The following is a 1,588-nucleotide window of genomic DNA, read 5'->3' on the forward strand; positions in this document are numbered from 1 at the left end:
TAATGAGTCACGAATTCAAAATGAGAGTTTGATCCTGGCTCAGGACGAACGCTGGCGGCGTGCCTAATACATGCAAGTCGAACGCGAAACCTTTACACCGAGTGCTTGCACTCACCGTAAAGGATTCGAGTGGCGGACGGGTGAGTAACACGTGGGTAACCTGCCTATCAGCGGGGGATAACACTTGGAAACAGGTGCTAATACCGCATAGGATGGAAAAGCGCATGCTTTTCCATTAAAAGGCGCTAATGGTGTCACTGATAGATGGACCCGCGGCGTATTAGCTAGTTGGTGGGGTAACGGCCTACCAAGGCAATGATACGTAGCCGAGTTGAGAGACTGATCGGCCACAATGGGACTGAGACACGGCCCATACTCCTACGGGAGGCAGCAGTAGGGAATCTTCCACAATGGGCGCAAGCCTGATGGAGCAACGCCGCGTGCGTGAAGAAGGTCTTCGGATCGTAAAGCGCTGTTGTTAGAGAAGAACACGGATAAGAGTAACTGATTATGCGTTGACGGTATCTAACCAGAAAGTCACGGCTAACTACGTGCCAGCAGCCGCGGTAATACGTAGGTGGCAAGCGTTGTCCGGATTTATTGGGCGTAAAGGGAACGCAGGCTGTTTTTTAAGTCCGATGTGAAAGCCTTCGGCTTAACCGAAGAAGTGCATTGGAAACTGGGAGACTTGAGTGCAGAAGAGGAGAGTGGAACTCCATGTGTAGCGGTGAAATGCGTAGATATATGGAAGAACACCAGTGGCGAAAGCGGCTCTCTGGTCTGTAACTGACGCTGAGGTTCGAAAGCATGGGTAGCGAACAGGATTAGATACCCTGGTAGTCCATGCCGTAAACGATGAGTGCTAAGTGTTGGAGGGTTTCCGCCCTTCAGTGCTGCAGCTAACGCAATAAGCACTCCGCCTGGGGAGTACGACCGCAAGGTTGAAACTCAAAGGAATTGACGGGGGCCCGCACAAGCGGTGGAGCATGTGGTTTAATTCGAAGCTACGCGAAGAACCTTACCAGGTCTTGACATCTTTCGCCAGCCTAAGAGATTAGGCGTTCCCTTCGGGGACGGAATGACAGGTGGTGCATGGTTGTCGTCAGCTCGTGTCGTGAGATGTTGGGTTAAGTCCCGCAACGAGCGCAACCCTTGTTATTAGTTGCCAGCATTAAGTTGGGCACTCTAATGAGACTGCCGGTGACAAACCGGAGGAAGGTGGGGATGACGTCAAATCATCATGCCCCTTATGACCTGGGCTACACACGTGCTACAATGGACGGTACAACGAGACGCGAAGTCGTGAGGCCCAGCAAATCTCTTAAAGCCGTTCTCAGTTCGGACTGTAGGCTGCAACTCGCCTACACGAAGTCGGAATCGCTAGTAATCGCGAATCAGCATGTCGCGGTGAATACGTTCCCGGGCCTTGTACACACCGCCCGTCACACCATGAGAGTTTGTAACACCCAAAGCCGGTGGGGTAACCGTAAGGAGCTAGCCGTCTAAGGTGGGACAGATGATTGGGGTGAAGTCGTAACAAGGTAGCCGTAGGAGAACCTGCGGCTGGATCACCTCCTTTCTAAGGAAT

General features: G+C 52.3%; 1 rRNA gene. It reads left to right on the plus strand.

Annotation, left to right across the window (positions count from 1 at the left end):
• Positions 1-16: 16 nt before the first annotated feature.
• Positions 17-1,579: ribosomal RNA gene (locus ACI3E1_RS07855) — 16S ribosomal RNA — on the plus strand.
• Positions 1,580-1,588: the final 9 nt, after the last annotated feature.

It is taken from the genome of Ligilactobacillus sp. LYQ139 (assembly GCF_045033025.1).
Lineage (GTDB): Bacteria > Bacillota > Bacilli > Lactobacillales > Lactobacillaceae > Ligilactobacillus.